23 protein-coding genes and 2 pseudogenes are annotated in these 24,705 nt (G+C 62.3%); 19 read left to right on the forward strand and 6 right to left on the reverse strand.

Going from position 1 to position 24,705, the window contains the following annotated elements; all coding sequences use genetic code 11:
* The first annotated feature begins 4 nt into the window (after positions 1–4).
* From J1D76_RS14180 to J1D76_RS14260, 17 genes and pseudogenes are all read left to right on the forward strand, one after another.
* On the forward strand, positions 5–1,045 hold the full coding sequence (locus tag J1D76_RS14180; protein ID WP_421138903.1) for an AraC family transcriptional regulator: 1,041 nt from the start codon (positions 5–7) through the stop codon (positions 1,043–1,045).
* A gap of 95 nt (positions 1,046–1,140) precedes the next feature.
* Positions 1,141–2,028, forward strand: a complete 888-nt coding sequence (locus J1D76_RS14185; RefSeq protein ID WP_421138904.1) for a Dyp-type peroxidase — start codon at positions 1,141–1,143, stop codon at positions 2,026–2,028.
* Positions 2,029–2,044: 16 nt separating this feature from the next.
* Positions 2,045–2,146 (forward strand): annotated as a pseudogene (locus J1D76_RS14190) (gfo/Idh/MocA family oxidoreductase); the annotation flags it as partial.
* A 140-nt stretch (positions 2,147–2,286) separates the two neighbouring features.
* A complete protein-coding gene (locus tag J1D76_RS14195) occupies positions 2,287–3,039 on the forward strand; it encodes a GntR family transcriptional regulator (protein ID WP_421138905.1) in 753 nt (250 codons plus the stop codon).
* Positions 3,036–4,766 (forward strand): fumarate reductase/succinate dehydrogenase flavoprotein subunit, encoded by a 1,731-nt coding sequence (locus tag J1D76_RS14200; protein ID WP_421138906.1) that lies wholly within the window; start codon positions 3,036–3,038, stop codon positions 4,764–4,766. Before J1D76_RS14195 ends, J1D76_RS14200 begins: the two co-directional genes overlap by 4 nt.
* Positions 4,767–4,789: 23 nt before the next feature.
* Positions 4,790–5,035, forward strand: coding sequence for a 4Fe-4S dicluster domain-containing protein (locus J1D76_RS14205; RefSeq protein ID WP_085725661.1), 246 nt, complete (start codon positions 4,790–4,792; stop codon positions 5,033–5,035).
* A 281-nt stretch (positions 5,036–5,316) separates the two neighbouring features.
* The gene (locus J1D76_RS14210) at positions 5,317–6,723 is read left to right on the forward strand and encodes an ABC transporter substrate-binding protein (RefSeq protein ID WP_421138907.1); all 1,407 of its coding nucleotides are present in this window, start codon (positions 5,317–5,319) and stop codon (positions 6,721–6,723) included.
* Positions 6,724–6,862: 139 nt separating this feature from the next.
* A complete protein-coding gene (locus J1D76_RS14215; RefSeq protein ID WP_421138908.1) occupies positions 6,863–7,645 on the forward strand; it encodes an ABC transporter permease in 783 nt (260 codons plus the stop codon).
* A complete protein-coding gene (locus J1D76_RS14220) occupies positions 7,645–8,493 on the forward strand; it encodes an ABC transporter ATP-binding protein (RefSeq protein WP_421138909.1) in 849 nt (282 codons plus the stop codon). The genes J1D76_RS14215 and J1D76_RS14220 overlap by 1 nt, the downstream gene beginning before the upstream one ends.
* A complete protein-coding gene (locus J1D76_RS14225) occupies positions 8,490–9,452 on the forward strand; it encodes a HEAT repeat domain-containing protein (RefSeq protein ID WP_421138910.1) in 963 nt (320 codons plus the stop codon). The genes J1D76_RS14220 and J1D76_RS14225 overlap by 4 nt, the downstream gene beginning before the upstream one ends.
* A complete protein-coding gene (locus J1D76_RS14230; RefSeq protein WP_421138911.1) occupies positions 9,449–9,724 on the forward strand; it encodes a DUF971 domain-containing protein in 276 nt (91 codons plus the stop codon). The genes J1D76_RS14225 and J1D76_RS14230 overlap by 4 nt, the downstream gene beginning before the upstream one ends.
* A gap of 148 nt (positions 9,725–9,872) precedes the next feature.
* Positions 9,873–10,490: a transcriptional repressor LexA gene (lexA, locus tag J1D76_RS14235; RefSeq protein ID WP_421138912.1), complete on the forward strand. Its 618-nt coding sequence runs from the start codon at positions 9,873–9,875 to the stop codon at positions 10,488–10,490.
* Complete coding sequence (gene imuA / locus J1D76_RS14240) at positions 10,490–11,107, forward strand: translesion DNA synthesis-associated protein ImuA (protein ID WP_421138913.1); 618 nt, start codon at positions 10,490–10,492, stop codon at positions 11,105–11,107. Before lexA ends, imuA begins: the two co-directional genes overlap by 1 nt.
* 7 nt (positions 11,108–11,114) lie before the next feature.
* Positions 11,115–12,530 carry a Y-family DNA polymerase gene (locus J1D76_RS14245; protein ID WP_421138914.1) on the forward strand — a complete coding sequence of 472 codons (1,416 nt, stop codon included), beginning with the start codon at positions 11,115–11,117 and terminating at the stop codon, positions 12,528–12,530.
* Positions 12,506–15,604 carry an error-prone DNA polymerase gene (locus J1D76_RS14250; protein WP_421138915.1) on the forward strand — a complete coding sequence of 1,033 codons (3,099 nt, stop codon included), beginning with the start codon at positions 12,506–12,508 and terminating at the stop codon, positions 15,602–15,604. The genes J1D76_RS14245 and J1D76_RS14250 overlap by 25 nt, the downstream gene beginning before the upstream one ends.
* A 342-nt stretch (positions 15,605–15,946) precedes the next feature.
* Positions 15,947–18,058 (forward strand): ATP-binding protein, encoded by a 2,112-nt coding sequence (locus J1D76_RS14255; RefSeq protein WP_421138916.1) that lies wholly within the window; start codon positions 15,947–15,949, stop codon positions 18,056–18,058.
* 299 nt (positions 18,059–18,357) lie between these two features.
* Positions 18,358–18,588, forward strand: a pseudogene (locus J1D76_RS14260) (hybrid sensor histidine kinase/response regulator); the annotation flags it as partial.
* 333 nt (positions 18,589–18,921) lie between these two features.
* On the opposite strand, the gene J1D76_RS14265 reads toward J1D76_RS14260, so the two are convergent.
* Complete coding sequence (locus J1D76_RS14265) at positions 18,922–19,443, reverse strand: DUF4142 domain-containing protein (protein ID WP_421138917.1); 522 nt, start codon at positions 19,441–19,443, stop codon at positions 18,922–18,924.
* 215 nt (positions 19,444–19,658) lie between these two features.
* Between J1D76_RS14265 and J1D76_RS14270 the strand changes: the two genes are divergently transcribed.
* Complete coding sequence (locus J1D76_RS14270) at positions 19,659–19,892, forward strand: hypothetical protein (protein ID WP_421138918.1); 234 nt, start codon at positions 19,659–19,661, stop codon at positions 19,890–19,892.
* 110 nt (positions 19,893–20,002) lie between these two features.
* A complete protein-coding gene (locus J1D76_RS14275) occupies positions 20,003–20,188 on the forward strand; it encodes a hypothetical protein (protein WP_421138919.1) in 186 nt (61 codons plus the stop codon).
* Here J1D76_RS14275 and J1D76_RS14280 read toward each other — a convergent pair.
* The 5 genes from J1D76_RS14280 to J1D76_RS14300 all read right to left on the reverse strand — a co-directional run bounded on the left by J1D76_RS14280 (position 20,168) and on the right by J1D76_RS14300 (position 24,627).
* The gene (locus tag J1D76_RS14280) at positions 20,168–21,247 is read right to left on the reverse strand and encodes an SMP-30/gluconolactonase/LRE family protein (protein ID WP_421138920.1); all 1,080 of its coding nucleotides are present in this window, start codon (positions 21,245–21,247) and stop codon (positions 20,168–20,170) included. The two genes, J1D76_RS14275 and J1D76_RS14280, sit on opposite strands and share 21 nt — an antisense overlap.
* Positions 21,244–22,389, reverse strand: a complete 1,146-nt coding sequence (locus J1D76_RS14285; RefSeq protein WP_421138921.1) for a sterol desaturase/SRPBCC family protein — start codon at positions 22,387–22,389, stop codon at positions 21,244–21,246. Before J1D76_RS14285 ends, J1D76_RS14280 begins: the two co-directional genes overlap by 4 nt.
* Positions 22,390–22,496: 107 nt before the next feature.
* Complete coding sequence (locus J1D76_RS14290) at positions 22,497–23,360, reverse strand: LysR family transcriptional regulator (protein ID WP_421138922.1); 864 nt, start codon at positions 23,358–23,360, stop codon at positions 22,497–22,499.
* A gap of 178 nt (positions 23,361–23,538) precedes the next feature.
* Complete coding sequence (locus J1D76_RS14295; RefSeq protein WP_421138923.1) at positions 23,539–23,853, reverse strand: SCP2 sterol-binding domain-containing protein; 315 nt, start codon at positions 23,851–23,853, stop codon at positions 23,539–23,541.
* 63 nt (positions 23,854–23,916) lie between these two features.
* Positions 23,917–24,627 (reverse strand): histidine phosphatase family protein, encoded by a 711-nt coding sequence (locus tag J1D76_RS14300; RefSeq protein WP_421138924.1) that lies wholly within the window; start codon positions 24,625–24,627, stop codon positions 23,917–23,919.
* Positions 24,628–24,705: the final 78 nt, after the last annotated feature.

The following is a 24,705-nucleotide window of genomic DNA, read 5'->3' on the forward strand; positions in this document are numbered from 1 at the left end:
CCCCATGCAAATGAAAGTGATCGACCCCACCTTTGAACTGGCGCTGGTGTCGCCGTTTCTCCTGCAGACCCTGGCGGAAGTCGCCCGGCAAAAAGACATCGACCCCGAAAGCTTGTGCCGAGGGCTGGGTTTTACCTTTGAAGACCTTCAGGACCCGGCGCAGCGCATCTCCTATCGCCAGGCCGTGGCCATGATTCAGCGAGCGCTCAAGGCCTTGCCCAATCAAGGGCTCGGTTTGTGGGTTGGCGCGCAGAATGTGCTCGGGACCCTGGGCTTGCTGGGGCACGTATTGTCGCTGTGCAAGACCCTGCGCGATGCTTTTGAACTGGGCATTCGCCACCAACACACCTCCGGCGGCATTGTCGTGTCGAGCGTGGAGGAGGCGGGTGATCGGGTGTTTCTCGACGTTGAATGCCGCTTGCCGTTCGCCGACGTGCAGTTGTTTGCGGTCGAGGAGTTTTTCGCCAGCCTGTTGGTGTACGGCCGGGCGCTGGCCGGTGCGGATTTCAAGCCGATGGCCGTGGAGTTCATGCATGCCGCGCCGGACTATCTCAGCGAGTATTCGCGCCTGCTGGGGCCGGACGTGCATTTCGGTTGCCTGCAAAACCGCATGGTGATCGATGCGCATTGGCTGGACGTGCACCTGCCCAATCACCATTCCCTGGCCCTGCGCCAGGCGGTGGCACTGCTCGAACTGGAAGCTGCGCAGGTGCACCAGAAAATGGATTTGATCCAGGCGGTGGAACGGGCGATTGCCCGGGACCTGACCGAGGGCAGCCACATCGAGAAAATCGCCAGCGACCTGAACATGAGCAGCCGCACCTTGCGCCGCCGCCTCACCGAGCACGCGTTGACGTTCGAAACCCTGCTGGAACAAGTGCGCCAGTCCCGCACCATGAGCCTGCTGGGCAACCCGGAGATGTCCATCGAACGCATCACCGAAGAAGTCGGCTACAGCGACGTACGCAGCTTTCGCCGGGCCTTCAAGCGCTGGACTGGGATGAGCCCGAGTGCGTATCGTAATGAAAGCGCCAGTGTGGCTTGAGCTTTGTAGCGAGCCGCTTTTGTGGTAATGGCCTCTGACGACACACAAAACCGCGCACTCCGGTTAAACTCCGCACTCTTTTTCAAGGAGTTCATATGAGTCATTACCAGCCGGGCATCCTCGCCACTCCCGTTCCGCCTCAAGCCCGCCATATGTTCTTCGCGCTCGAATCCGTCGCTGCACTGCCGGCCGCACTCGACAAGCTGCAAGGGCTGGTGGACGGCAAATCGGTGGTGGTTGGCTTCGGCGAATCCCTGGTCAAGGCACTGGATGGTCAGCTCGCAGGCCTGCGCCCGTTCCCGGCACTGACCGGCGTTGGCGTCGACAACCCGTCGACGCAACACGCGCTTTGGTGCTGGTTGCACGGTGACGACCGTGGCGAATTGCTCAATCGCAGCAACGCCATCGCCGACGCGTTGGCTCCGGCATTGCGCCTGGTGCAGATGAACGAAACCTTCCGCCACATGACCGGCCACGACCTGACCGGCTATGAAGACGGCACCGAAAACCCTCACGACCAAGCCGCTGTTGCTGCCGCCCTGGTGGCTGATGGCGCGCAGGGCACGGTTGGTGGCAGCTTCGCCGCGATCCAGCAGTGGCAGCACGACCTCAAGGGCTTCCACGCGATGGCGTCCCATGAGAAGGACAACATCATGGGCCGTCGCCTGAGCGACAACGAAGAGATCGACGACGCGCCGGTGTCCGCCCACGTCAAACGCACCGCCCAGGAAAGCTTTGCACCTGAAGCATTCGTGGTGCGCCGCTCGATGCCGTGGATCGAAGGCGACCGTGCCGGCCTGATGTTCCTGGCCTTTGGTTTTTCCCTCGACGCATTCGAAGCCCAGCTGCGCCGCATGAGTGGCCTGGAAGACGGCATCACCGACGGCCTGTACCGTATTAGCCGGCCCATCACCGGCGGCTACTACTGGTGCCCGCCGCTCAAGGACGCTCGACTGGACCTGCGCGCCTTGCGCATCGGCTGAGCAGCAAGGAGAGGCTATGAACGTGGTGCGTTGGGGCATGATCGGTTGTGGCAGCGTCACTGAGCGCAAAAGCGCCCCGGCCTTGTACAACGCGCCCGGCTCGGCGTTGGTGGCGGTGAGGTTTCTCAAGCTCCCTCGCCACATGGGGTTTTGGGCATGAACAAGCGTCGCATCTAACCTTATGCTTTTTCGGTATTTCTCAAGCTTGTCATAACGACTTTAAGATCACGTCATAACTCGTTATAACAAGTGATCTTCATGACCGATAACGTTCTGTCCCTGAGCAGCGTCCCGCTGCACACCCAACTGCGAGACGTGCTGCGCGCCCGTATCCTCGACGGCCAATACCCGCAAGACAGCCAGATGCCTTCCGAAAGCGAGCTGGGCGCGCTGTTCAAGGTCAGCCGCATCACCGTGCGCCAGGCCTTGGGTGACCTGCAAAAAGAAGGGCTGATCTTCAAGATCCACGGCAAAGGCACCTTCGTCGCCAAGCCGAAAACCTTCCAGAACGTCAGCACCCTGCAGGGCCTGGCCGAGTCCATGACCGGTCGTGGCTTTGAGGTGATCAACCGCCTGCGCAGCTTCAAATTCATCGCCGCCGACAAGCTCGTCGCCGAACGCTTGCAGGTCGCCGAGGGCGACACTGTGGCGCAGATCAAGCGGGTTCGCCTGATCAATCGCGAGCCGATTTCCCTGGAAATCACCTACCTGCCCAAGGCCATTGGCGAACGGCTGGAGAAGGCTGACCTGGTCACCCGCGATATCTTCCTGATCCTGGAAAACGACTGCGGCCTGACCCTGGGGCACGCTGACCTGGCCATCGATGCCGTGCTGGCCGACAGCGACCTGACCCAGGCGCTGAACGTCGAGGCCGGCTCGCCGATCATGCGCATCGAGCGCCTGACCCACGATGGCGAGGGCCGCCCCGTGGACTTCGAACACCTTTATTACCGTGGCGATGCCTTCCAGTACCGCCTGCGAATCGACCGCCACAAAGGGGATCAGGCATGACACGCAATACCCTCGAACAGGAATACGACATCGTCGTGATCGGCGGCGGCACCGCCGGCCCCATGGCGGCGATCAAGGCCAAGGAACGCAACCGCGACCTGCGGGTGTTATTGATCGACAAGGCCAACGTCAAGCGCAGCGGCGCCATCAGCATGGGCATGGACGGCCTGAACAACGCGATCATTCCGGGGCACTCGACGCCCGAGCAGTACACCAAGGAAATCACCATTGCCAACGACGGCATCGTCAACCAGGCCGCGGTGTACGCCTATGCCACCCACAGCTTCGAAACTCTCTCACAACTGGACCGCTGGGGGGTGAAATTCGAGAAGGATGAAACCGGCGACTACGCGGTGAAAAAGGTCCACCACATGGGCGCCTACGTGCTGCCGATGCCGGAAGGGCACGACATCAAGAAAGTCCTCTATCGGCAGTTGAAGCGGGCGCGGGTGAGCATCACCAACCGCCTGGTCTGCACGCGGTTGCTCAAGGATGAAGAGGGAGCGGTCAATGGCGTGATGGGCTTTGATTGCCGCACAGCGGACTTTCATGTGATCAAGGCCAAGGCGGTGATCCTCGCCTGCGGGGCTGCCGGGCGGCTGGGGTTGCCGTCCTCGGGCTACCTGATGGGCACCTACGAAAACCCGACCAATGCCGGCGACGGTTATTCGATGGCCTATCACGCAGGGGCGGAGCTTTCGAATCTGGAGTGCTTTCAGATCAACCCGCTGATCAAGGATTACAACGGCCCGGCCTGTGCCTACGTGACCGGTCCCTTGGGCGGCTACACCGCCAACAACAAGGGCGAACGCTTCATCGAGTGCGACTACTGGAGCGGGCAGATGATGTGGGAGTTCCACCAAGAGCTGGAGAGCGGCAACGGCCCGGTGTTCCTCAAGCTCGATCACCTGGCCGAGGAAACCATCCAGAACATCGAAGAAATACTGCACAGCAACGAACGTCCGAGTCGCGGCCAGTTCCACGCCAATCGCGGCACCGACTACCGCACGCAGATGGTCGAGATGCACATCTCGGAAATCGGTTTTTGCAGTGGGCATTCGGCGTCGGGCGTGTGGGTCAACGAGAAGGCCGAGACCTCGGTCAAGGGCTTGTACTCGGCTGGCGACATGGCGGCGGTGCCGCACAACTACATGCTCGGTGCATTCACCTACGGCTGGTTTGCCGGTCACAACGCCGCGGATTTTGTTGCCGATCGGGAATTTTCAGCGCTGGACGCGGCGCAGATCGAAGCCGAAAAACAACGGGTCTATGCCCCGCTGGATCGTGAGCACGGCCTGCCGCCGGCCCAGGTCGAGTACAAGCTGCGACGCTTCGTCAACGACTACCTGCAACCGCCGAAAGTGACGAAGAAGATGCAGATCGGCCTGCAACGCTTCAGCGACATCCAGCGCGACCTCGACCAGATCAAGGCCCACAACGCCCACGAACTGATGCGCGCGATGGAAGTCAGCATGATCCGCGACTGCGCCGAAATGGCCGCCCGTGCCTCGTTGTTCCGCGCCGAGAGCCGCTGGGGTTTGTACCACTATCGCGTCGATCACCCACAGCGCAACGACAGCGACTGGTTCTGCCATTGCCACCTGAAGAAAGACGAAAACGGGGTGATGAGCAGTTTTAAGAAGCCCGTCGAGCCTTACATCATCCCGCTCGATGCCGATGAGTTGCAGGCCTATGACCGGCTGCGGGTCGGCGCCTTTGCGGCCTGAGCCTTACACACAGAGAGACCGAAATGGCCTATCAACCCCAGGAAATATTCTTCCGTTCCAACGCTCCCGTGACGGTCGATGAAGACAAATGCATCGCCCACAAAGGCTGCACCGTGTGCGTCGACGTGTGCCCGATGGACCTGCTGGCGATCAACCCGGCCACGCAAAAGGCCTACATGGCGTTCGACGAATGCTGGTACTGCATGCCCTGTGAAAAGGACTGCCCGACAGGCGCCGTGAAAGTCGACATCCCGTACTTATTGCGATAACCGCTTTTGTAGGAGCTGGCTTGCCAGCGAAGGCCTTTTCAAATTCAACATTGTTGTGCCTGACACACCGCTTTCGCCGGCAAGCCGGTTCCTACAGTGGTTTGTGCAGGGCTTCAAGAAAATGAAGGCGCTGGCTTGCCAGCGAAGAGGCCAGCCCAAACAACGCAAAAATGCCATCCGGCCACCCCCGGACGCCTGATTCAAAACCACCCCTCGTTTCCCACCACGCCCTGATCGTGGCGGAGACGAACAGCCAATAAATGATTCGAGGGGAAACACTCATGATGTTGCGTGCAGCTTTGACCGGTCTGGTACTGGCTTCCTTCACCCTGTCGGCCTCGGCCGAAACCATCCGCATTGCCATCGGCACCCAGGACACCACCATCAACTGCGCCGCCGGTGGCCTGTTGATTCGCGAACTGGGCCTGCTGGACAAGTACCTGCCCCACGACGGCCCATACAAAGACGCCCGGTACGACGTGCAGTGGAAGAACTTCACCAGCGGCGCGCCCCTGACCAACGAGATGGTCGCCGGCAAGCTCGACTTTGGCGCCATGGCCGATTTTCCCGGCGCGTTCAACGGCGTGGCGTTCGAAACTGCGGGCAAGCACAGCCTGTTCATCAGCGTGTTGTCGGGCAGCATCAAGGGCAGCGGCAACGGCATCGTGGTGCCGAGCGCGTCGGGCGTGCAGTCGCTGGCGGAGCTCAAAGGCAAGACCATTTCCGTGCCGTTCGCGTCCACCGCCCATGGCATGTTGTTGCGCGCCGTGGCGGCCCAGGGTTGGGACCCGCTCAAGGATGTGAACATCATCGCCCAGCCACCGGAAGTCGCCGGCTCGGCGTTGCAAGCCGGCAAGATCGACGCGCACGCCGACTTCGTACCGTTCGCCGAACTGTTCCCCAGCCGTGGTTTCGCCCGCAAGATTTATGACGGCTCCCAGGCCGATGCACCGACCTTCCACGGTGCGCTGGTCGATCAGGCCTACGCGAAAAAGTACCCGGAAATCGTCGTCGCTTACCTGCGGGCGAGCCTGGAAGCCAACCAGTTGCTGGCGGCTGAACCGGAGAAGTACAGCGAGCTGATCGCCAAGGTCACCGGCGTCGATGCCGAGGTCAATTACCTGTTCCATGGCCCGCTCGGCGTGCAGACGCGCGACCTGAGCTGGAAGCCGGAATACCGCCAGGCCGTGGGCACTGCCATCGACACCCTCAAGCTGTTGAAGAAGGCCGATCGCGGTCTCGATCTCGACCACTTCATCGACGACCAATACATCCGCGCCGCGTTCAAGGCCTCCAACCTGGACTACAGCGCACAACTTGCCAATTATCAGCAGGCGCCGCTCAAGGCCGTTGATGCAGCAAGCGGCCAAGCCATCACTGACTTCAGCCACGTGGCGGAAATCTGGGTGCGTGGCGAACCGAAAGTCCGCCAGTACGCCTCGGCAGAAGCGGCGTTCACCGCGCTGGCGGCCCTCAAGCAGGAAGGCAAGAACATCCGCGCCGTGTATGCCCAGGCCAGTGACAGCGGGATCAAGTTGCTGGCGGACCAGGCGTGGTTTGCCAGTGATGCCAAGGGGCGGTTGAGTGCGTTCCTGCTCAAAGGCCAGGCCCAGCAATTTGCGACGGCGCAGGGCGGCAAGGTCTTTGACTTTACCGATGCGACGACTCAAGCCGTGGCCGTTCGCTAACCGTCATACCACCGCAATGCCCTGTAATTGGAGCTGGCTTGCCAGCGAAGAGGCCAGTCCCGTCGACATCGATGTTGTTTGACCCACCGCTTTCGCCGGCAAGCCGGCTCCTACAGGTTTTTGGTTGAGAGGAAGCATTGTGTACCGATCCTATTCACGCTGGATTCCCAGGGCCGCCTCCTTGCTGCTCTGCCTGCTGTTCTGGCAACTCGCCGCTAGCCACCACTGGAACCTTGGCCTCGTCACTTTCGCCAACGTCCCGACCCCGCTGGCCGTGGTTGAAGCCGCCCTCAGCCTCGGTGACTCGGGCAAGCTCGCGCAGCACTTGTACAGCAGCCTTGGCCGGGTGTTCGCCGGTTACCTCGCGGCGCTGATCATCGGCGTCGCCCTGGGGCTGGCCATCGGCCGCTCGAAATGGGCCGAAGACCTGTTGCTGCCACCGCTGGAAGTGCTGCGGCCGATCCCGGCCGTGGCGTGGATTCCGCTGGCGATCCTGATGTTTCCTTCCTCGGAACTGTCGATGGTGTTCATCACGTTCACCGGCGCACTGTTCCCGATCCTGCTCAACACCGTGCACGGCGTCGAAGGCGTCGATCCAAGGTTGATCGCCTCGGCCAAAAGCCTCGGGGCAGGGCGCCGGGCAATTCTGCAGGAAGTGATTCTGCCGGGCGCCGCGTCGAGCATCATCACTGGCCTGGCCATCGGCATGGGCTCCTCGTGGTTCTGCCTGGTGACGGCGGAAATGATCTCCGGCCAATTCGGTATCGGCTATTACACCTGGGAGTCCTACACCATCCAGAACTACGCCGACATCGTCGTCGGCATGTTGCTGATCGGCGTGCTCGGGATGGGCAGCAGCCTGTTGATCAAACGCCTGGGCGGGTTGTTTACGCCTTGGCACCGACCACGAGGGAAAGCCTGATGAGCGTTTTTCAACACCTGCAAGGGCGCATCGATATTCACGGGCTGTCGATCAGCCTGGGCGAGGGCGACACGGCCTTTGAAGCCGTGCAAGGGCTCGATTGCCAGATCGAACCGGGGCAGTTCGTGTGCATTCTCGGGCCGTCCGGTTGCGGCAAGTCCACATTGCTCGGCGCGCTCGCCGGCCACCTGCAACCGCGCACCGGTAGCTTGAACGTGGATGGCGCGCCAGTGACCGGGCCCTCGCCCCAGCGGGGCATGGTGTTCCAGCAGCACACGCTGTTTCCGTGGCGCACGGTGCGCGACAACGTGGCCTTCGGCCTGAAAATGCGCGGCGTCGGCAAGGTCGAACGGCACAAGGCCGCCGATGAAATTCTAGCGCTAGTGGGCCTTGAAGATTTTGCCGAGTGTTGGCCCGACCAGCTCTCCGGCGGCATGCAGCAACGGGTGGAAATCGCCCGGGTGCTGGTCAACCGTCCGCGCCTGTTGCTGATGGATGAGCCCTTCGGCGCCCTCGATGCCCTGACCCGGCTGAACATGCAGGAACTGTTGCTGGACATCTGGACGCGCATCCGCACCACCGTGGTGTTTGTCACCCATGACATCGACGAAGCGCTGTTCCTCGCCGACCGCTTGCTGGTCATGAGTTCACGCCCCGGACGGATCATCGAAGACCTGCGCCTGGACTTCCCCCGGCCGCGCAGCACCGAGTTGGTGACCAGCGCTGAATTCTCGCACCTCAAGCGCCATTGCCTCGAACTCCTGCGGCACGAAGACGGCCGGCAACTGCCGCGTCTGAACCCGCTCGGACTTCCCCCTGAAAACAAATTGCCACGGTTTGCCCTATGACCTCTCTATTCGATGTAACCGATAACGCTGACATCCTGGCCCTGCAACCCCGCCTGACCGATGACGACCCGGGCGTGCGCCGGATCGCGCTGATCGAGCTGGCCGATCTCGAGGAACCAGACGGTCTGCTGTGGTTGATCAATCGGCTGGCGGACGATCCCGCTGAAGAGGTCCGTGCCGAAGCCGCACGGTTGCTGGAAGCCTGGGAGGACGAGCCGGTGGTTGCCGCGTTGTGCCAGGCACTGACCGACCCCTCGGCAACGGTGCAAGCCGCTGCTGCGCAAAGCCTCAGCCTGCTCAAGAGCGAAGCGGCCGGGCGGGTGATCCTGCCATCGACCGGACATGCCGACGCGGGTGTGCGCATCGCTGCATTCAGGGCCTTGCGTGAGTTGCGTTGCCCTGATGCCGCCTCGGCGGCTGTCGCTGCATTGGCCGATGAAAGCGCCAGTGTGCGCCGCGAAGCGGTGGGCGTGCTCGGCTGGCTCAAGCAGCTCGATGCCTTGCCGGCACTGGCGCGGTTGGCCAGCGATGACCCGGACACCGAAGTGCGCCGCGCTGCCACCGGGGCCTTGGGCCTGGCGTCTGACGCGCAAGTGCTGCCGGCCCTGCGCCAGGCCTTGCGCGACGAGGCCTGGCAAGTGCGCGAAGAAGCCGCCACTACGCTGGGCAAGGTCGGTCACCTCGACGCCGGCCCGGCCCTGGTCGACGCCTTGGGCGACGATTACTGGCAAGTGCGCCTGCGCGCTACCCGCAGTCTCGGTCGCCTGCGATTTGTACCGGCACTGGAAGCGTTGATCGACACCCTCGGCCATCGCATCAGCAACCTGCGCAAGGAAGCCGCGCTGGCCCTGGGTGAACTGAACGACCCGCGCGCCATCCCGGCCTTGGCCGCCGCGCAAGACGATGGTGACCCGGAAGTGCGTAAATCCGTGCGCATTGCCTTGAGTCAGTTGCAATGAGCCCGCTGGCGGTGGGCAATTCCCGCAGCAAGCAGCAATTGCGCCTGAATTGGCCCGATGGGCGCGAACAGGTATTGAACCATGCCCAATTGCGCCGCCAGTGCCCGTGCTCGCAGTGCCGGGCCTTTCGTCTGCGGGGGCTGACGCCGCTGGTCGATGATCGGGTGCAGGTGATCGAACTCAACCCGCAGGGTTATGGCCTGCAACTGGTGTTCAGTGATGGTCATGAGCGCGGGATTTATCCGTGGGCGTACCTCTGCGGCCTGGCCTGATCCCTGTAGGAGCGAGCTTGCTGGCGAAGGTCTTTCATTCAACAGGTGTGTCGACTGACCGGGCCTCATCGCGAGCGCTTGCTCCTACAGGTGATCCATTCGGCAGGTGACTGGCGGTCCTTGCCAGGTAAAAAACAAAAGAGTACAAATGTACTCCATGACGACTCTCACTCCCCGCCGTACCGCCATCCTGACTTTTATCCGCGATCGCATCGCCGAGCACGGTCAGTCCCCGAGCCTCGCTGAAATCAGCGAGGCCTTTGGTTTTGCCTCCCGCAGCGTGGCGCGCAAGCATGTGCTGGCGCTGACCGAAGCCGGTTTTATCGAGGTCAACCCTCACCAGGCCCGGGGCATCCGCCTGCTTGGGCAACCGCCACGCCCCGAGCTGCTGGACATTGCGGTACTCGGTCGGGTCGCGGCCGGTGCGCCGATTGGGGCTGATGCGGAGGTCCATAGCCGCTTGCTGCTCGATCCGTCGATCTTCTCGCGGGTGCCGGACTACATGTTGCGGGTCCGCGGCGATTCGATGATCGAGGACGGCATCCTCGACGGCGACCTGGTGGGTGTGCACCGCAATCCCGAGGCGCTCAACGGCCAGATCGTCGTGGCGCGGCTCGACGGTGAAGTCACCATCAAGCGCTTCGAACGGGTTGGCGATGTGGTGCGCCTGCTGCCGCGCAACCCTGCTTACCAGCCGATCATTGTCGAAGCCGACCGGGACCTGGCCATCGAAGGCGTGTTCTGTGGCCTGGTGAGGCAAGGCTGATGGGGGCCGTCGTCGCGCTGGATACGCTGTTCAATGGCGGCCAGGTCTGGAAGGGCCGGCCTGCGCCGCCGACTGCCAGCCCGCAACCCACCGGGCATGCCGCGCTGGACGCCGCACTGCCCAGCGGTGGCTGGCCAGAGGCAGCGCTGACGGAAATCCTGTTGGCCGGGCAGGGCGTGGGTGAGTTGCAACTGGTATGGCCGACGCTGGCGCGGTTGTCGGCAGCGGGCGAACGCATCGTCCTGGTGGCGCCGCCTTACGTGCCGTATCCCCAGGCGTGGCAGGGTGCCGGGGTCGACCTGCGGCAGTTGTCGATCATTCGGGCCAGCGAGCGCGATGCCCTGTGGGCGGCGGAACAATGCCTGCGTTCGGGCAGTTGCGGCGCGGTGCTGTGTTGGCCGCACAAGGCCGATGACCGCGCCTTGCGCCGCTTGCAGGTGGCGGCGGAAACCGGTCAGACCCTGGCCTTCGCCTATCGCCCCCTCGGTGAAGCGATCAACCCTTCGCCAGCGGCCCTGCGCATTGCCATCGATGCGCAACCGGCGCAACTGCGCGTGCTCAAGTGCCGCGGCGGCCTGGCCCGTTCGGCGCCGATTGCCTTCGCCGTGGGGCATTGAGGTTGCCATGCGCTGGGTCTGTATCCTTTTCCCGCAATTGGCGCTGGACGCGGTACTGCGTCAGCGCGCTGATCCCGATGAACCGCTGGCGTTGCTGACCGGTCCGGCCCAGCGTCGGGTGCTGCAGGCCGTCAACGGCGCGGCGCGGGCGCTGGGTCTGCGCCCCGGCCAGTCCATGAGCGCGGCGCAAGCCCTGAGCAAGGGCTTTGCCACGGCTGAATACGACGCCAGCGAAATCGATCACTGGCAGCAGTTCCTCGCCGCCTGGGCCTATCGCTTCAGTTCCCAGGTCAGCGTGCATTACCCCCGCGCCGTGGTGTTCGAGATCGAATCCAGCCTCGGCCTGTTCGGCGCCTGGCCACAATTCGAGACACGCCTGCGCCATGAACTCGGCGAACTGGGTTTTCGCCATCGCATCGTGGCCGCCCCCAACCCGGTGGCGGCGCGAGTGCTGGCCAACGCCTATGACGGCCTGGTGGTGCCGGACGAGCAAGCCTTGCAGCATCACCTGGGGCAAATGCCTGTCGACCGGATCGGCCTCGACGCTCAAGTGGCCATCGCGTTGTCGCGCATGGGGTTGCGCACCCTGGGCCAGGTGCAGGCGTTGCCCCGCCATAGCCTGGCCCGGCGTTTCGAGGCCCAGGTACTCAAGCACTTGGATACCTTGCTCGGCCAGCGGCGGCTGGCGTTGGCGTTCTACCTGCCGCCGGACCGCTTTGATGTGCGCATCGAACTGAATTTCGATGTGCAGTCCCATCAAGCCTTGCTGTTCCCGTTGCGCCGCTTGACCGGTGACCTGTCGGCGTTCCTTTGCGGGCGCGACAGCGGTGTTCAACGCTTCGACCTGCATCTGGAGCATGCCGGGTTGCCCGATACGGTCATCAAGGTCGGCCTGCTCAGTGCCGAGCGCGATCCGGCGATGCTCTTCGAGCTGGCCCGTGGCCGGCTGGAGCAGGTCCAGGTCGAGGCACCGGTACGCGGCTTTCGCCTGCGCGCCGAAGACTTGCCGACCTTCGTACCCCAGCATCAGGAACTGTTCGATGACCGTCCGCAGCAGTCCTTGCCTTGGGAGCAACTGCGCGAACGCCTGCGAGCGCGGCTGGGGGATGACGCGGTGCATGGCTTGCGCTTCCAGGCCGACCACCGCCCTGAGTGCGCGTGGCAGGCCCGCGCCGACAGCCAGCCTTGCGCGGCACTGAGCGCAGTGAAACGGCCGGGCTGGCTGCTGACCGAACCATTGGCCGTGCAGCAGGGCTCGGCGCGCATCCTCATGGGGCCGGAGCGTATCGAGTCCGGCTGGTGGGACGGCGACGACGTACGCCGCGACTATTACCTGATCGAGACCCGTGCCGGCCAGCAGGGCTGGGCCTATCGGGCGGTCGGTGAGGACGGCCCGTTGTGGTTGCAGGGCTGGTTCGCATGAGCCTCGACTATGCCGAATTGCACTGCCTGTCGAACTTCAGTTTCCAGCGCGGTGCCTCCAGTGCCCTCGAACTGTTCCAGCGTGCGAAAAAACAGGGTTATCAAGCCCTGGCGATCACCGACGAATGCACCCTGGCGGGCATCGTTCGCGCCTGGCAAGCGGCAAAGTCCGTGGAGTTGCCGCTGATCATTGGCAGCGAAGTGCGCATCGAGGACGGTCCGAAACTGGTGTTGCTGGTGGAAAACCTGGAGGGTTACCAGGCATTGTGCGGGTTGATTACTCGCGCCCGGCGGCGCACGCAGAAAGGCCAGTATCAGGTGCTGCGCGAGGATTTTAGCGAGCCGCTGCCGGGATTGACGGCGTTGTGGGTGCCGGACGCGGTCGATGCCTTTGCGCAGGGCCATTGGCTCAAGCAGGTGTTTGACGAGCGCCTGTGGCTGGCGGTGCAATTGCATCGCGGTCAGGACGATGCCCAGCGCCTGAACGATCTGCTGGCCCTGGCCACGCAACTGCGGATTCGCGCCGTGGCCAGCGGTGATGTGCACATGCACGCGCGCGGTCGCCGGGCCTTGCAGGACACCATGACCGCGATCCGTCATCACCTGCCGGTGGCCGATGCCGGGTTGCGCCTGCACCCCAATGGCGAGCGGCACCTGCGTGGACTCGATGCGTTGCAGGCCCTGTATCCGCCAGACTTGCTCGCGCAAACGCTGAACATCGCCCGGCGCTGCACCTTTGATCTGGGCCAGTTGCGTTATCAATATCCCCGCGAACTGGTGCCCCAAGGGCACAGTGCAGAATCCTGGCTGCGGGAGCTGACCGAGCGCGGCATGCGCGAGCGCTGGCCGGAAGGTACCAGCGACAAGGTTCGCGGGCTGATCGACAAGGAACTCGGGCTGATTGCCGAGCTGGGTTATGAAAGTTATTTCCTGACCGTCCAGGACATCGTCGCCTTCGCCCGGCGCGAGAAAATTCTCTGCCAGGGTCGAGGCTCTGCGGCCAACTCGGCGGTGTGTTTCGCCTTGGGCATCACCGAGATCGACCCCGAGCGGATGAACATGTTGTTCGAACGCTTTCTCTCCAAGGAGCGCAACGAGCCACCGGATATCGATGTGGACTTCGAGCACGAACGCCGCGAAGAAGTCTTGCAGTACGTGTTCCAGCGCTATGGTCGCCGTCGTGCGGCGCTGACGGCGGTGGTCAGCACGTACCATGCGGCCGGTGCGGTGCGCGATGTGGCCAAGGCCCTGGGTTTGCCGCCGGACCAGATCAACGCCCTGGCCGATTGCTGTGGTCACTGGAGCGATGAAACACCCCCCGTGGAGCGCTTGCGTGAAGGCGGTTTCGATCCGGACAGCCCGGTGCTGCGCCGGGTGTTGAGCTTGACGCGGCAACTGATCGGCTTCCCCCGGCACCTGTCCCAGCACCCCGGCGGCTTCGTCATTTCCGAGCAGCCGCTGGACCACCTCGTGCCGGTGGAAAACGCCGCGATGGCCGAGCGCACCATCATCCAGTGGGACAAGGACGACCTCGATGCGGTCGGGCTACTCAAGGTGGATATCCTGGCCTTGGGCATGCTCAGTGCGATTCGTCGTTGTTTCGATTTGCTGCGCCGTCATCGCAATCGCGACTTGAGCCTGGCAACGGTGCCCTCCGAAGACTCAGACACCTACGACATGATCGGCCGGGCCGACACCGTCGGCGTGTTCCAGATCGAATCCCGGGCGCAAATGTCGATGCTGCCCAGGCTCAAGCCCCGCAAGTTCTATGACCTGGTGATCGAAGTGGCCATCGTTCGCCCCGGGCCGATTCAGGGCGGTATGGTGCATCCGTACCTGCGTCGCCGAAACAAGGAAGAACTCGAATCCTACCCCTCTGAAGAGTTGCGCGAGGTGCTCAAGCGTACCTTGGGTGTGCCGCTGTTTCAGGAGCAGGTGATGCAGATCGCCATCGTCGCGGCCGACTACAGCCCCGGCGAGGCCGATCAGTTGCGCCGGTCCATGGCCGCCTGGAAACGCCATGGAGGACTCGAACCGCACAAGGACCGGCTGGCCGCCGGCATGAAGAAAAAAGGCTACACGGCGGAATTTGCCGCGCAGATCTTCGAGCAGATCAAGGGTTTTGGCAGCTATGGTTTTCCCGAGTCCCACGCCGCCAGTTTCGCCTTGCTGACCTACGCCAGTTGCTGGTTGAAATGCCACGAGCCAGCGGCCTTCGCCTGTGCGCTGATCAACAGCTGGCCGATGGGCTTCTACAACCCGGACCAGATTCTGCAGGACGTGCGGCGTCATCACTTGCAGGTTCGCCCGGTGGATGTGCGCGCCAGTGACTGGGATTGCAGCCTGGAGCCGATTGCCGGTGCGCAACCGGCGATTCGTTTGGGGCTGCGCATGATCAAGGGTTTTCGCGAGGACGATGCCCGGCGCATCGAGGCGGCCCGCTCGCAAGGTGCGTTTGCCGACATCGCCGACCTCGGCGAACGGGCACGGCTGGATGCCCGCGCCCAGGAGCAACTGGCCGATGCCGGCGCATTGCGCGGGTTGGCCGGCGACCGCCATCGGGCGCGCTGGGAAGTGGCCGGGGTCGAAAAGCAGCTGGGGTTGTTTGCCGGCCTGCCGCGCCAGGAGGAGGGTGCCGTGGCGTTGCCCAAGCCGACCGTGGGCGAAGACCTGCAAGCCGATTACGCCAGTGTCGGCACCACCCTCGGGCCGCATCCGCTGGCCCTGTTGCGCGCTGAGTTGAAGGCGCGGCGTTGTCGCAGTTCGAAAGAGTTGCTGGACGTCGAGCACGGTCGGCCGGTCAGCGTCGCCGGGCTGGTCACCGGCCGCCAACGCCCGGCCACTGCCAGCGGCGTGACGTTCGTCACCCTTGAGGACGAGTTCGGTAACGTCAACGTGGTGGTCTGGCGCGACCTGGCCGAGCGCCAACGCGCGGTGCTGGTCGGCTCGCAATTGCTCAAGGTCGATGGCCGCTGGGAGAAGGAGGGCGAGGTGCGGCACCTGATCGCCGGGCGGATGAGTGATTTGAGCCCATTGCTCGACGGCATAACCGTGCGCAGCCGGGATTTCCATTGAATCCCCTGTAGGAGCCGGCTTGCCGGCGAAAGCCATCTTGAACCTTGAACAGATCTTGCGGACACCTTCGCTGGCAAGCCAGCTCCTACAATAAACGGGTCTGCATGGCCATTTCTTGAACCCAAGCATGTCCTGTAGGAGCCGGCTTGCCGGCGAAAGCCATCTTGAGCCTTGCACCGATCTTGCGGACACCTTCGCTGGCAAGCTCCCAGAGGGGGCTCTGTTGATCACAGATTTGCGACTAGACAAAGAAGCCTCAGAATCAGCTATACCTCTATGAAACGAATAGCGTCCAGAATGCTCGAAACAAACGGGTAAAAATTACCGGGATTGAGCCAATCGATGCAGTTTCTAAAGGATAGCCACGGGTGTTCCGGGTGGAGTGGCGAAATGGCCGGGCGCATTCGTGCGTTCGACTGGAGCCTGACCGAACTTGGCCCACTTGATTCATGGTCCAAGAGCCTGAGCAGCGCAGTGCAGTTGATGCTCGCGTCGCCGCTGCCGATGGTGATGCTTTGGGGGCAGGCGGGGTACATGATCTACAACGACGCCTATTCTAAGTTCGCCGGTGGGCGCCATCCGTATCTGCTCGGCTCTGCGGTTGAGCTGGGTTGGCCCGAAGTCGCCGAATTCAATCGCCACGTGGTGGATACCTGCCTGGCGGGCGGCACCTTGTCCTATCGCAATAAAGCCCTGGTGTTGCTGCGCGACGGCGTCCCCGAGGATGTCTGGCTCGACCTCTATTACAGCCCGGTCGCCACTGATGACGGGCGCCCGGCCGGGGTCATGGCCATGGTGGTGGAAACCACTGAACGGGTGATTTCCGAACGTCGGCGGCAGGCGGCTGAAGACGCCTATCGCGCCGACAACGAACGGGTGCGCCTGGCGTTGAACGCCGGTGCCTTGCTCGGCTCCTTCGTCTGGGACATCAAGGCCAATGTGCTCTCGGGTGATGAGCGCTTCGCCCGCACCTTTTCCTACCCGCCAGGGCAAGATCTGCAAAACCTCTCTCAGGACGTTGCCGAGAGCCGAATCCATCCGGATGACCGCGGCTGGGTCAACGAGCGGGTTACGCTGACGGTCGAGACGGGTGAGCCGTACAACGTCGAGTACCGGATCCAGCGTCCCGACGGCAGTTATCTTTGGGTACTCGCCAGCGGTTGCTGCGAGTTCGACGCACAGGGCGAGGCGTTTCGGTTCCCCGGGGTGTTGATCGATATCCACGAGCGCAAGACGGCGGAAGAATCGCTGCTCAGGTTTACCCGCAACCTGGAACAGCGGGTGGCGGATGAGGTGGAGGCGCGGCTGGCGGCGGAAGAGCAATTGCGCCAATCACAGAAACTCGAAGCCATCGGCGGCCTTACCGGCGGCGTCGCCCACGACTTCAACAACCTGTTGCAGGTGATCGCCGGCAACCTGCACTTATTGGCGCGCCATGAAGCGAATAACCCCAATGTGCAGCGCCGGGTCTCAGCGTCGATTGCCGCCGTCGAACGCGGTGCCAAGCTGTCTTCGCAGTTGCTCGCGTTCGCCCGGCGCCAGCCGTTGTCGCCTGCGGTCTTCACGTTGCAGCAGATATTTGATGGCCTGGCGGAACTGTTGTTGCGCGCCTTGGGCGAAACCCTTCAGGTGCGCATGACGGCGCCGGACGATGCCTGGAATGTGTTTGTCGATCGCAATCAACTGGAAAATGCCATTCTCAACCTGGCGATCAATGCCCGGGATGCGCTTCGAGGTGAAGGCACCATTGACCTGTGTGCGGAAAACATCGTTCTCGATCGGCAGTTTTGCGCCGGCAAGGGTATTGTCGCCGGGGACTATGTGCGGGTATCCGTGGCCGATACCGGCGTCGGCATGTCGCCACAGGTGCTGGCCCAGGCGTTCGAGCCGTTCTTCACCACCAAGGCCGACGGGCAGGGCACCGGGCTGGGCTTGAGCATGGTGTTCGGTTTCGTCAAGCAGAGCGGCGGTCATATCGAAATCGCCAGCGATGTGGGGCAGGGCACCCGGGTGCAGTTGTACTTCCCGCGGACCTTGCGTGCGGCACCCAGTGAAATCGAGAATGTCGATGCCCCGCAACGGGGCGGGCACGAACGCATCCTGGTGGTCGAAGACAATGAGGCTGTGCGGGTCTCGGTGGTGGAGTTGTTGCGCGAGGAGGGGTATCAGATCCTCACGGCCAACAATGGTGATATCGCTATGCAAATGTTGCTGGAAGGCGCGGCGGTCGACCTGATTTTCACCGACGTGGTCATGCCCGGCCTGATCAAGAGTTCGGATCTGGCGGCCTGGGCAAAAGTGCAGGATCCCCCGGTGGCGGTGCTGTTCACCTCGGGACACACCCGCGACATCATTTCGCGCAATCACCAGCTCAGCCCCGATACTCATCTGTTGAGCAAACCCTACAACCCGCAGGCGCTCACGCAGATGGTGCGCACGGTCCTGAACGGCTAGGCCACATCTATGTCCCGACCTGCCGGCCCCTTCGCTGGCAAGCCAGCTCCTGCAGGTTTTGCGGTGAACCATTTGTAGGAGCTGGCTTGCCAGCGAAGGCGGTGTGTCAGGCGACCAATGTGTTGGATGTGCTGGTCTTCGACGTCAATCTGCCGGACATGAGCGGGGTCGGCATCGTGCGCGAACTGCGCTCGGACGTGGCGACCGCGTTGCTGCCGGTGATCCATGTGTCGGCCGCCTTGATCCAGACCGGCGACATCATCACCGGTCTCGATGCCGGTGCCGACGCCTACCCGATCCAGGGCACCGGGCTCGGCTTGTCCAGCATCTACGGGTTTGCCCGGCAATCGGGTGGCGATGCGCACATCCGAAGCGTGGCGCGACGGGGCACCGAAGTGACCATCATGCTGCCAGCCAGTTCGGACCCAACGGCCAGTCTGGTCGAACCGGGCAGCGTCGACCCACAGGGCGCGGGCGAACATGTGCTGATCGTCGAGGACACGCCCTCGGTGCGCATGTTTGTCGCCGAAGATCAGGGCATCGAGTTTGACGCTGTCGATCAGCTCCAGGCCGTTGGTCCATTCGGCAAGCAATTGGACCTGGTTTTTGTTAATCGCATCGAGAGTGCTGGTGTGCAATGCCGCCGTGGGACTTGAACTCCTTGAAGGTGTGGGCCGATATCGCAAAAAATGATCGGCGTAAAGTCAGTGACATTTGCCGTTAAAAATAGTTGTTAGGTATCGGCAGTAATTCCTGCCTGCTGCACAGAAACTGAAGGAGCTGGGGCGGCGTACGCGCGTTTTTTGCTGCACGGGCAACAAAAAGCCGCCTCACAGGAGGCGGCTTTGGTATGGCAGTCTCGGTTACTTGCCGGGGTGGGCGGCCTGGAGTTTCTTGGCCATGGCCAGGTGCTTTTCCAGCGCGGGCAGCATTTTTTGCGCAAAGCCCTTGAGGTCCACGGCGCCTTTGACCCGGTCGTCCGTCACGGTATTGGCTTCTTTCTTGAACAGCTCGATGGTTTCTTCGTGAGCCTTGACCTGATTGTTGGCGTAGGCCGCATCGAAGGATTCGTCGCGCATGTCGAGGATTTTTTCCTTGGCCTGTTTGACCAGGGTCGTGCTGTCCGGCACTTCGATGTCGTTTTTCTTTGCCAGTGCGGCCAGTTCATCGTTGGCCTTGGAATGATCGCTGATCATCATGTTGGCGAATGCCTTGATGTCGGCCGATGCGCTTTTTTCAAGGGCCAGCCGGCTGGCTTCGACTTCGGCAATGCCGCCGGCCGCTGCTTTATCGACAAAGTCATTGGAAGTGGCAGCCCATGCGCTGCCCATGCACGTGCTCAGGGCGATGGCCAGGGCCAGGTGACGCGAGTTGAATCCGTCCATTGGTGTTCTCCGCTCGGTTTTCACGGGTGATCGCGTGATCGTTAACCGGTGGAGCGTGCGAGGCGGACAAAGGTTTTATCGCATTTGCGACCGGACGACGAACGGACACCGCTGGTCTGACAGATGGTCGACAGAACAGGCCAACCGAGGCCATTCTGATAGTTGGTGAACGCAATTGATCGCGTTTCGCTGTCCCCATCAAACGGAGGTGTTCCATGCCGGTGCCCCATGATCTTTATCAGGATCTGAAATGCTCAAAGGAAGAAATCCAGCAGAAACGCTCCAAGGATCCGTTACTGGATTCGCTGCTTAACAAGTATTCCCAGGCGGATGCCGAGGTGGTCAAGGCAGAGGATGCGAAATCCAACGATGATGCCGTGAAGAAGCTCAAGGAGGCGCGTTTGCTGGTCAAGGACAAGATCGTCAGGCAACTGGGCTCGGCGTCCTGACCCCAGCCAACCGGCCACCGACGACCGGTGGCTGAATAGTTGGAACGGCAAAAAGAAACGGCACCTCGAATGTTCAGAGACCGACCCTACGGCTCTCAACGAGGTGCCTCATGAACCAGCCCAAATACCCCAGCGAACAACAGGGTGGCTACGACCCGATCCCCACCCATCCTGAACCCCTGAGCCCGGAGCACACCACGACCAACCCCGAGGAAGAGCCAGGTATCGACGGACTGCCGGAGGATGAAGGCATCGAGGTCGACCCTACAGGGGCTTCATTGCAGGGCCTTGCTTAACGGCAAACGCACCATGTTCCGGGCCTTCAACGAGCCGAAATACAGCCATTCACCATATTCGCGCACGGTGGTAATGGGGGAGTAATTGTCTTTGCTATCGTCCTGCAAATTGGCGATGACCTTGCCCTCAAGGTCCAGGCCCAGGGCAAATCCGCGTTTCTCCACGGGTTTGGGCAGGACCGTCATGGCCCGCACGATCATCTTGCGCACGAAGGGACGAGTCGCCGTGGCGTCGAGCAAGGCATTGCGCGGGGCATACAGCGCCACCCAGAAGCGGTCGTGACCATTGAACGACAGGTTGTCCGGCAAGCCTGGCAGGTTGTCGATGAACAGGTCATGCGTCCCGGCCTTGGGGCCGCTGAGCCAGTAGCGGCTGATGCGATAGGCGCCGGTTTCATTGACCAGCACATAGGCATCGTCCGGTCCCATCGTCACACCGTTGGCGAACTCCAGCTTATCCAGCAACATCGTGGTTTTGCCGGTCTGGAAGTCGTAACGCAGCAGGCGTCCGTCACCGCCGTGTTCGATGATCGCGTCGCCGTCATGGCCATAACCGAAGCGGCTGGAAGCATCACTGAAGTACGCGAAGTGGCCGGGCTTGTCGATGGCCACATCGTCGGTAAAACCGAAGGGCACACCGTCAGCCTCGGTGGCCAGAGGCACCAGACGCCCTTGGGCATCGAGTGACAACAAGCCTTTGACGCCGTCGGCGATCACCAGCAGGCCATTGGGATGGCGGGCCAGTCCCAGGGGTCGGCCACCGGTTTGGGCCAGAAGTTTGGTGGTGTTGCCGTCCAGGCTGGTGCGAATCAGCCGACCATCATGCAGGCCGGTGATGAGCGTGTCGTTCTCCAGCAACAAGGCTTCCGGTCCGTCGATGTTGGCGGCGCCGACGCGCTCCACGCCTTTGAGTCGCTGATTCTCGGCGTAGACACCGCTGCTCAGGGACGGCGCCGGCGATGGCGTCCAGGCCACCGGCCGAACCTTGGTTGGCATCAACAGCAGGAAAGCGCCGATGGCGATGATGATCAGCAGTACGCATTTAAGGGCTTTGCTCACGCGCTGACCCCTGTCGCCGCCAGGTATTTCTGCGCCATGTCGCGCAATGCCTGCAGCGACGCGGCCGATTCAGCATCGATGCGGCGCTTGAGCAGCAAGCGGTTGGCCATTCGCATGGCGATGCCGCTGAACTGATACTCCAGGGTGCGCACGAAATGGGTGTCGTTGCCTTCGCTATCGCATTCGTAGGTCACCACCAATGACAGGCCATGATCGCCCTGGGCACGCGCGCTCCAGCGCCGCCCAGGCAGGTACTCCGCCACTTCCCAGCTCAAGTGCCCGTCACGGCCGCCAGCGCGGATGTCCTCCTCGAAACGTGCACCGGCATGCAACGGGCCTTTGGGCCCATCGATACGCAGCGACGACGGATGCCATTGCGGCCAGAGGGTCACGGTGCTGGCATACGCCAGGACGTTGATCGGGTGTCCGGCGATGACAATCTGATGCTGCATGCGGGTCATGGGCGTTCTCGTCAGGTTGAGCGGTTCGGTCTCCGGCTCCCAGTAAAGGGTGCCGAACAAATAGTCCATCAGCGGGAAAACGATGTTGAAATTTCGCTCCTGCATCAGTTCGCGGCGGTGATGCAGTGCGTGCAGCCGACGCATCTGGCGGATCCAGGGCAAGCGCGTGACCGGATTGTGCGGCGGCAGGTGCTCACAGGCATGAAACACTTCATAGGCCAGATAGCCGAGCACCAGAAAACCGCCAACCAGACCGGCGACATTCGAATCGAGCTGCTTGAGCAGCCACCAGAGCGGCAGGGCGACAGCGAGGGTGTGCAAAACGATCAGCCACGCTGGAAACAGAATCACCCGCCAGTCGCGGGCGCTGTCATAGGTCATATGGCCGGGGGCGAAAAAACTGTGGTGGTCGCCGGCGTGGCGCGCATAAAACAGCCGGGCGAAGCGCTTTTTGTGATGCCCCAGATGACGATGCACCAGGTACACGCCGAGGTTGAACAACAGCAGCGTGATGGGTACCGCCAGCCATTCCGTTGGCTGTATCTGATGCACGTTGCTCCAGAAAAGGCTGATCGCCAGTGCCCCGAACAACAGGACAAAAGCACTGTGCAGCCAAGGGTTGTAGAGCGGATGAATGGCCGCGCGGTAACGGCTGCGGAATCCTTCGGTGGTCTGCCTCACTGCAATCACCTTGTCGTTATTGTTATCTCCAGCAGATTAGTCGATTCCGGCGTTTTGGCAGGCTTAACCTCAAGGACACAACGGCCATGATCCGGTGCAAGGCGTTTTCAGGTGAGCGGGTCCCAGCGTTGCGACCAGTCTTCGTCGCAAATGATGACCTCGCGCAGCAGATCGAATGCCTGTTGCAGGGTCGGTGAGTCGCGGTCGCGGGAGTAGACCAGGTAGGTCGGATAGCTGAATTCCGGAGCTTTGGGCACTCGTTCCAGTACGCCACTTTGCAGATACGTCTGCACGACGCGGGTGCGAAAGTAACCACTGCCGCCGTTTTCCAGAAGGTACTGCAAACCCAGCGGGCCGAGGTTAAAGGTCAGCGCCGCCTTGGCTTTTTCCGGCAGGGCGGCATCGTGCTGGCGGCGGAAGTCGGGGCCCCAGTCGATGTACACGTATGGGTCGGGCTGGCTGGGCAAGCGCACGAGGATGAGTTTTTCTTCGAGAATCTGCTCGACCTGCAAACGCGGCCAATACTCGGGCTGATACACCAGCGCCGCATCCAGCACACCCAGTTCGAGTTGGCGTAGCAAGTGCTCGCCGTCGCGGATCTCCATGCGCAAGGCGTGGCTGGGGATTTTTTGGCGGATGGCGCCGGCCCAGCCGAGCATCAGCGGGTTGCACAGGCTCACCTCGCCACCGATGTGAAGCACGTCGCGATAGCCCTCGGGCAATGGCAAGTCGCGGCGCGCCGCTTCCCAGGTTTGCACCAACTGATTGGCGTACACCACGAACGCCTCGCCGTTGGGTGTCAGGCGCGCGCCGGCCCGGTTGCGGATAAACAGGGTGCTGCCCAGTTGGCTCTCGAGTTTTTGCACGCGGGCGGTGATCGCGGTCTGGGTCACATGGAGTTTTTCCGCGGCCGCTGCCAGGCTGCCGTGGCGGACGATTTCGAGGAAGGTGCGGGCGAGGTCGATGTCCATGGGGTGGCCGGTTGGGAGGGTTCGGGCATTGTAAGAGCGGATGCCTTACTGACACCACTCATACCCGTGGCGAGGGGGCAAGCCCTCTCGCCACAGGGCAGCCAAAACGACAAATCCCGCCACTAAGGGCGGGATTCGTTTGCGGCCCGGTACGCTCCCGAAAATCAGGAGCCAGGTCTTACGACGGGAACAGCTCGGACAGTTTCATCGCCAACATCATGTCGCCTTCAGCGCGCAGTTTGCCGCCCATGAACGCTTGCATGCCGTCGGTCTCGCCGCTGACGATGCCTTCCAGGGTTTCGCCGTCCATCACCAGGGTCACCTGGGCGTCCGGGTTCTCGCCTTCTTTGAGCTCGCAAGTCTGGTCTTTAACGACCAGCGAGAAGTTCTTGGTGTCGTCGATGCGGAAACCGAAGACCAGGTCCAGACCGGCAGCAGCGGCTGGGTTGAACTTGGCTTTCATTGCTTGTACGGCGTCTGCTACGGAGGTCATGGTTCGATCCTTTCTTGGGTATAAGAGCTGGGTGGTTACAGCCAGGGTCACAATAGTCCGGACTCAGCGAAACGTGATGAGTTCCGGGGCCTTCAACAGCTGCAGGTGCGCATGACCGTTGAAGGAAGCCAGTGACACCTCGCGACCACGAAACTTCAGCTGGTTGAGCGAGGTGTTGACGATTTGCCAGTTCATTTCAAAGGCCTGGCGGGCAGGCATTTGGGTGATCAAGTGGAGCAGGGCAGTGATGGTGCCGCCGGAGGTGAATACGGCGATTTTCTGGGTGTTGTCCGCCTGGTCGAGGATGCGGTTCAAACCGGCCCGGACCCGCTCGACAAACCCCAGCCAGCTTTCCAGGCCCGGTGTGTCGTGGCTGCCGGCGAGCCAGCGCTCGATGATCAGGGCGAAGATACGCTGGAATTCACCGCGGTTTTGCGCGGCGTTGCGCAGGATGTTCAAGGCTTCGGGCTCGTCCGGCAGCATCGCCGGCAGCAGTGCGCGGATGACTGCATCCGCGTCGAATTCGTTGAAGGCCGCGTCGGTTTCCAGGATCGGCACCGGCAGGCCGACGGCGGCGAATTGTTCCAGCGCGCCGGTGGCCGTGTCCTGCTGGCGGCGCAGGTCGCCTGCCAGGCAACGGTCGAAGCTGATCCCGAGTTCGGCCAGGTGCCGGCCAAGGATTTCAGCCTGGCGAATGCCAATCGGCGACAGGACGTCGTAGTCGTCCGCACCAAAGGAGGCCTGGCCATGTCGAATCAAATAGATGCTGCCCACGTCCGCGTCATCCCCGTACGTTAAAGGTTTGGCGAGGTTATGAGGATGGCGGTGTGCTGTCAATGAAAAAACATACGC

Source organism: Pseudomonas sp. NFX15 (assembly GCF_049132105.1).
GTDB lineage: Bacteria > Pseudomonadota > Gammaproteobacteria > Pseudomonadales > Pseudomonadaceae > Aquipseudomonas.